The sequence below is a fragment of the Streptomyces bobili genome, from assembly GCF_002154575.1.
Classification (GTDB): domain Bacteria; phylum Actinomycetota; class Actinomycetes; order Streptomycetales; family Streptomycetaceae; genus Streptomyces; species Streptomyces bobili.
Genome location: NZ_MUBA01000376.1, coordinates 1 through 6,582, shown reverse-complemented (window position 1 = coordinate 6,582; position 6,582 = coordinate 1). Strand labels below are relative to the sequence as shown.

Annotated in this window: 5 protein-coding genes; 2 read left to right on the top strand and 3 right to left on the bottom strand. The window is 70.8% G+C overall.

Going from position 1 to position 6,582, the window contains the following annotated elements:
• The 3 genes from BZL64_RS27095 to BZL64_RS27085 form a co-directional block, all read right to left on the bottom strand.
• Positions 1-761 (bottom strand): AfsR/SARP family transcriptional regulator (locus tag BZL64_RS27095; RefSeq protein WP_143663323.1); only part of this gene is annotated, 761 nt, incomplete at its 3' end.
• 243 nt (positions 762-1,004) lie between these two features.
• A complete protein-coding gene (locus BZL64_RS27090) occupies positions 1,005-2,189 on the bottom strand; it encodes a glycosyltransferase (protein ID WP_086771803.1) in 1,185 nt (394 codons plus the stop codon).
• Entirely contained in the window at positions 2,186-3,412 is a 1,227-nt protein-coding gene (locus BZL64_RS27085) for a glycosyltransferase (protein ID WP_086771804.1), read from the bottom strand. Before BZL64_RS27085 ends, BZL64_RS27090 begins: the two co-directional genes overlap by 4 nt.
• A 739-nt stretch (positions 3,413-4,151) precedes the next feature.
• Here BZL64_RS27085 and BZL64_RS27080 point away from each other — a divergent pair.
• Positions 4,152-5,513, top strand: a complete 1,362-nt coding sequence (locus tag BZL64_RS27080) for a glycosyltransferase family 39 protein (RefSeq protein WP_244205509.1) — start codon at positions 4,152-4,154, stop codon at positions 5,511-5,513.
• Between the two features lie 64 nt (positions 5,514-5,577).
• On the top strand, positions 5,578-6,582 hold a 1,005-nt coding region (locus tag BZL64_RS27075; RefSeq protein ID WP_483025110.1), incomplete at its 3' end, for a Kelch repeat-containing protein.

Here is a 6,582-nt window from a genome sequence, read left to right as displayed (position 1 = left end):
ACTGGGCGTGGACCCCGGCCGCCGTCGCCCGTGAGGATCTCCGTGTACGCCTCCCGCAGGGCCCGGCCGGGGTCCACGCCCAGTTCGTCGGCGAGCAGGGTGCGGGTGCGGTGGTAGTGGTCGAGGGCGTCGGACTGGCGGCCCGCGCGGTACAGCGCCCGCATCAGGGCGGCGGCCAGCGACTCCCGCATGGGGTGGGCGTCCGACTCGGCGTGCAGGACCGCCGCCGCCTTCGGATGGTCGCCGGACTCGCCGTAGCGCAGGGCGAGTTGTTCGACGGCGGAGAGGCGGGCCTCCTCCAGGCCGTGCGCGGCCACCCGTAGGGGGCCGTTGGTGGCGACCCCGACGAGCGCGGGTCCGCGCCACAGGGACAGCGCCTCCCGGAGCATCCCGGCCGCGTCGCCGGCGTCGCGCTGGTCGCGGGCCAGCCGGACGAGTTCCTCGAAGCGGTGGGCGTCGAGCAGCGACTCCGGCATCTCCAGCACGTAGGCGTGACCGCGCGTCACCAGGTGGACGCCGTAGTCCTCGGCGCCGCCCTGCGCGAGCAGGGCCCGCAGCCGCGAGATGTGGCCCTGGGCGACGGTGCGGGCGCGGGCGGGCGGGTCGTCGGGCCAGACCGCGTCGATCAACTGGCCCAGCGGTACCGCGGTGTTGGGGCGCAGCAGCAGGGCGGCGAGCAGACTGCGCCGCTTGGTCGGGCCGAGCGGCAGCTCGCCGCTCCCGGTGGCCACGGCGACTGTTCCGAGCAGCCGGAACTCCACGAACGCGCTCCTCTTCCCCCGTACCCCCGTGCAGTGAACGGTTCAGGATACGTGCCGCATGCAGGCGTCACGGAACGGGTGGGCGGCGCCTCCCAAGCCGAAGGGCGTGGCCCGCGGAAGGCCCCCGCACGCCGAAGGGGCCCGCCCCGGTCGTCGACCAGGTCGGGCCCCTCCGGCCCCCGCACGCCGAAGGGGCCCGCCCCGGTCGTCGACCAGGTCGGGCCCCTCGTCCGGTGCTGTCCGTCAGCCCAGGGCGTCCGGAACCGGTTCCGGTTCGGGTGTGACCCGGGGCAGGGCCGGGAGGCTGGTGTGCAGGCGGCGGTAGAGCCAGCGGTCGACGACCAGGAAGCGGGCCGTGAAGACGATGGCCATGGCGAGTGCCGTCGCCGGCAGGGCGGTCATGCCCGCCGCGCCGATCAGCAGCGCGGCGAGCGGGATGCGGGCGACCAGGTCGATGTTGCCGACGGCGGCGAACGTCAGGAGCCGGACGCTGCGCCGGTGGTGGCGCCGCTGGTTGCGGTAGACGAGGGAATCGATCAGGGCGAAGTTCCAGAGGAGCCCCGCCTGGTTGGCGATGATCTCCGCCGGGGCGTAGTGCAGGCCGGGTGCCTGGTCGGTGAGCAGCCAGAGCAGGGCCAGGTTGGGGACGAACCCGGACAGGCCGATGAGGCCGAAGACGATCGCGCGGGCGCGGGGGTCGGCGGTGCGCAGGGTGATGAGGTGGCGCAGGAAGCGCATGCCCTCGCGGGCCGTCGACTTGGACTCGCCGGCGTGCCGTTCCCCGAAGGCGTACGGCACCTCGGCGATGCCGCGCGGACGGCACCGTACCGCCAGTTCGAGGAGGATCTTGTAGCCGAGGGGCTGCAGACCCTCGTCCTGCGCCGAGGCGCGGTCGACCGCTGTGCGGCGGATCGCGAAGAAGCCGCTCATCGGGTCGGTGAGGCCGCTGAGGGCGCGGGGGAAGAGGGACTTGGTGAGGAGTGTGGAGGAGCTGGAGACGAGTTTGCGGTAGCCGCCGTCCAGGCCTGCGCGGTCGCCGCCGGCCGTGTACCGGCTGGCCACGACGAGTTCGGCGCCGGTGGCCGCGCCGCGGGCGAGGAGTTGCGGGATGAGTTCGGGCGGGTGCTGGAGGTCGGCGTCGATGACGACGATCCAGGGGGCCGTGGCGCGGGCGATGCCCTCGACGACGGCGCCGCCGAGGCCGCCCTCGGGGACGGGCCGGTGGTGCAGGACGACGGGGACGGCGCTGCTCAGGGCCGCCTCCTCGATGACCTCGCAGGTGCGGTCGGTGGAGTCGTCGGCGAAGACGACCTCCGCGCGGGTCCCGGCGGGGATCGCGGCACCGATGCGGGCGAGCAACTCGTGGATGTTGTCGGCCTCGTTGAAGGTGGGGACGACGATGGACACGTCGGCGGGCAGGGCCGTCACCGTGCCTCCTGGGGCTGCGGGGTGTGGACGGGGAGGTGCGCGCCGACATGGGAGGTCAGCTCCCAGTCGCGGCGCCCGGTGTACTCGCGCCACACGGCGCGCAGCGCTGCGCCCGCGAGGATGACGGCGTAGACGGGGCCGAGGAGGATGAGCCCCGCGTACTGGCCGAAGGTGATGCGGAAGCCGTACTCGCGGCCGAAGTCGTGCAGGGCGACCGCCTCGAAGACGATCATGGCGACCATCGGCAGCATGGGCAGCCAGGCGAACATGGAGAAGGGCAGCGGGACTCCGCCGACGACGGCGAAGAGGAGTCCGAGCGGGATCATCACGCCGGTCGCGGCCTGCACGAACGGGGTGCTGAGGGTGTAGCGGGCGAGCATCCGCTGGCCGAATCCGGGCAGTTGGCGCCATTCGCCCTTGCGCAGGACCTGGAGGAAGCCCTGGTTCCAGCGGGTGCGCTGCTTGTAGAGCGCCTTGATGGAGTCGGGCGTCTCCTCGCGGGTGACCAGCGCGGAGTGGTAGGCGACGACGACCTTGGCGCCGCCGCTGGACAGCCGGACGCCGAGGTCGCAGTCCTCGGCGAGGCAGTCGCCGTCCCAGCCGCCGGTGTCCCGCAGCAGTGCGGACCGGACGAAGACGGTGTTGCCGCCGAGCGGGATGAACCCCTTGCGGGCGTGCAGGTGCAGCCGGCTGCGGAACCAGAAGAAGTACTCCAGGCAGTTGCGCAGGCTGTACCAGCTGCTCTGGTAGTTGATCAGCTGGACGCCGCCCTGGACGACGTCGGCGTCGTCGCGCCGGAAGGCGAAGTCGACGTGGCTGAGCAGCTCGGGGTGGACGACGTCCTCGGCGTCGAAGACCCCGACGACCTCGCCGCGGGCGTGCGGCAGCGCGGTGTTGAGGGCGCGGGGCTTGTTCTTCTTGGCGTGGGTGTCGACGACCGTGCGCACCTTGTCGGGGTGCTCGGCGGAGAGTTCGTGGGCGATGGCGGCGGTGCCGGGGTCGTCGTGGCCGACGATCAGCAGGATCTCGAAGTCCGGGTGGTCGATGCGCAGCATCTGCTCGACCGTGTGCCGCAGGACGGCCTCTTCGTGGCGGGCCGGGACCAGCAGTGAGAAGGACAGGTCGGCCCTGCCGTCGGGCTTGGCGAAGGCCGTCGACTCCAGTGTCTCCGGGGTGCGCCAGGCATGGAGCATCCACCACAGGGTCACGCCGGCGGCGGCCATGAGGATGATCGAATCGATGAACAGAATGGCGGAGACCACGAATTCCCCCCTCGGTCTTTCTTGGTCATCCTTGTTTGAACGTGTGTCGTTCCAACTCGGTGCAACTCGGTGTTCCGCGGAATGGACCCGTCCGTCTGCGGCCCCCCGGCGGACGGTGTTTCCTCTGCTCGTGATCTTTGAAGGCCCTTGGCGACGGGCCGGTTCCCAGCCGGATTCCCACCCCGATACTCCGGGGTTTTCGCACATGATCGATCAGGGCCACGAGCAAACCTTGGCCGAAAGCTAGCAGGTTGGCATTTCCACCGCAATGTGGTCTCGGGGTGATGATCCCCGCCCCAAGCGGAATCACATGTTCTGCTTATCTGGCACCCAGACGTGTGCCATGATGCTCCGGCATGCCTGATTCCGGGGGGTTTCGAGGGGGAGACCCACGGGTTGCCATCAGGCCGAGAAGTGGGTGGGGGGATTCCGCATGGGGACTGCCGTACCGAAAACACGAGTGCGAGACGAGGCCGAAACAAAACCCTCCGAGAGTCTCGGAGGGGCGGCTTCCGTTTACCGGCCGGTTACCGATGATTCCGTAACCGATCGCACCTCCATACGCGGGAGTGTGTTACAGCGCGATTATCTCTGGGTTGCCCCCATTCTCGTCGCCGGGGTCCTGGCGCGACTTCTCGGAATCGGGAATTACCCATTTCCGAATGACGACGAGGGCACGTATCTCGCGCAGGCGTGGGCCGTGCAGCACGGCGAACTCGCGCACTACACCTACTGGTACGACCACCCGCCGGTCGGCTGGATGCAGCTCGCCTCCATGTCCTGGCTGCCCAACTGGCTGCTGCCCGACCTGCCCACGTTCGTGCAGGGCCGGATCGCCATGCTGCCGGTGGCCGCGGCCTCGATGGTCCTCGTCTTCGTGATCGGCCGGCGCCTCGGCCTGGCCCGCCCCACGGCCGCCGCGGCGATGCTGCTGTACGCGCTGTCACCGCTCGCCGTGGTGCTGCACCGGCAGATCTACCTGGACAACTTCGCCGTCCTGTGGGTGCTGGTGTCCTTCGCGTTCGCACTGTCGCCGCGCCGCCACCTGTGGCACCACGCCGCGGCCGGCATGGCGTTCGCCATGGCCGTGCTCTCCAAGGAGACCATCGCCGTCCTGCTGCCCGTGCTCCTGGTCACCCTCTGGCAGGGCAGCCACCCCAGCACCCGCAAGTTCTCCTACGCGGGCTTCGGCTCCGGCTTCGTCCTCACCGGCCTCTTCTATCCGCTGTACGCCCTGCTCAAGGGCGAGTTGTTCCCCGGCGCCGGACACGTCTCGCTGCTCGGCACCCTCAAGTTCCAGCTCGGCGGGCGCGAGGGCAGCGGATCGGCGTTCGCCGACGGCACGGACGCCCACCAGCTGTTCACCGACTGGCTGGCCCGGGACCCGTATCTGCTGATCGGCGGCGCCGCCGCGGCCGTCTGCGCGTTCGCCGTACGCCGACTGCGGCCGGCCGCCTTCGCCGTACTGGTGCTGGCGCTGGTCGCGCTGCGCCCCGGCGGCTATCTGCCGCAGATGTACATCGTGCAGGTCCTGCCGTTCCTGGCGCTCACCGTGGCCGGGCTCGCCCAGGCCCTGGTGACCCGGCTGCCCGGCCGGCCGCTGGTGCGCACCGCGGGCGCCCTGGCGGCCGTGGCGCTGGCCGCGGTGTTCGTCGCACCCCACTGGTACGAGCAGGACCGCGTCGCCATGCGGGCCGACGACAACGGCGTCTACGAGGACGCCGCCCGCTGGCTGCGCGAGACGCCCGTCGGCGACCGCGACCAGGTGCGCATCGTCACCGACGGCGTGCTCTGGCTCGACGCGGTCGACGCCGGCTACCGGCCGGGCACCGGTGTCATCTGGCACTACAAGCTCGACCAGGACCCGGCGGTCACCAAGACGCTGCCGCACGGCTGGAAGGACATCGACTACGTCGTGTCCACCGCGGCCCTGCGCGGCGAACGCGAGCATCTCCCCACCCTGCGGGACCTGTTCGCGCACGGCACGCCGGTCGCCACCTTCGGTGAGGGCGGCGGCCGGATCGACATCCTCCGCATCGAGAACGACAACGACAACGAGTGACGCGAGTGACGCGAGCGACGCACCACCCGTGACGCGGGGGCGCGTGAACAAGGGGGGAACCACCATGTACGGAGCCCGAAGACAACCAGGACGGCGGACCCTTCCACCCGGAAGGACACCGCGTCTGCTGCTCACCGCCCTCATGCTGTTCGCCGCCGCCCTCGGGCTCGGCCCCCTGGGCGCCCAGCCCGCCGAGGCCGCCACCAATCTGGTCAGGAACCCCGGCCTGGAGATCCTCGACGGGCCGTCCCAGTTTCCACAGTGCTTCGAGAAGTCGGGCTGGGGGAACAACGACTTCTCCTTCACCGTCACCGGTGACGCCCACTCCGGCAGCCGGGCCGTCCAGATCGAGCTGACCCGGCGCGCCGACGGCGACCGCAAGACGATGATGCTGGAGAACGCCTGCGCCCCGCAGGTCACTCCGGCCCACCAGTACGACCTGTCGTTCTGGTACAGGTCCACCACACCGGACGTGGCCTTCACCCTGTTCCGCCACGACACCGTCCAGGGCTGGGTCTACTGGACCGACCTCAAGACCCTGGAGCAGTCGGCCGGCTGGTCCCGCACCGAGGTCCGCACTCCGGTGATCCCGCCCAACACCGACCGGATCACCTGGGGCGGCGCCCTCTACGGCGTCGGCACCCTCACCACCGACGACTACGCCATGACGGACGCCACCGTCCCGGCCGGCCCCGACCCCTGCGCCACGGGCGGCACAGGACCGGAGTGCAAGGGCGAATGGACCGTGCAGGCCTCCGAGATGCCCGTGCGGGCCATGCACTCGGTGCTGCTGCACAACGGCAAGGTCCTGCTCATCGCCGGCTCCGGCAACGACCTCGACATGTTCGAGGCGGGCACCTTCAGGACCTCGCTGTACGACCCCGTCACCGGCGGCTACACCACCATCCCGACGCCCGAGGACTTCTTCTGCGCCGGGCACGTGCAGCTCCCGGACGGCCGCGTACTGGTCGTCGGCGGCAACAAGGACTACGCGGCCCCCGACGGCAGCGTCGGCTACAAGGGCCTGCGCAGCAGCTACGTCTTCGACCCCGCCACCAACCAGTACGTC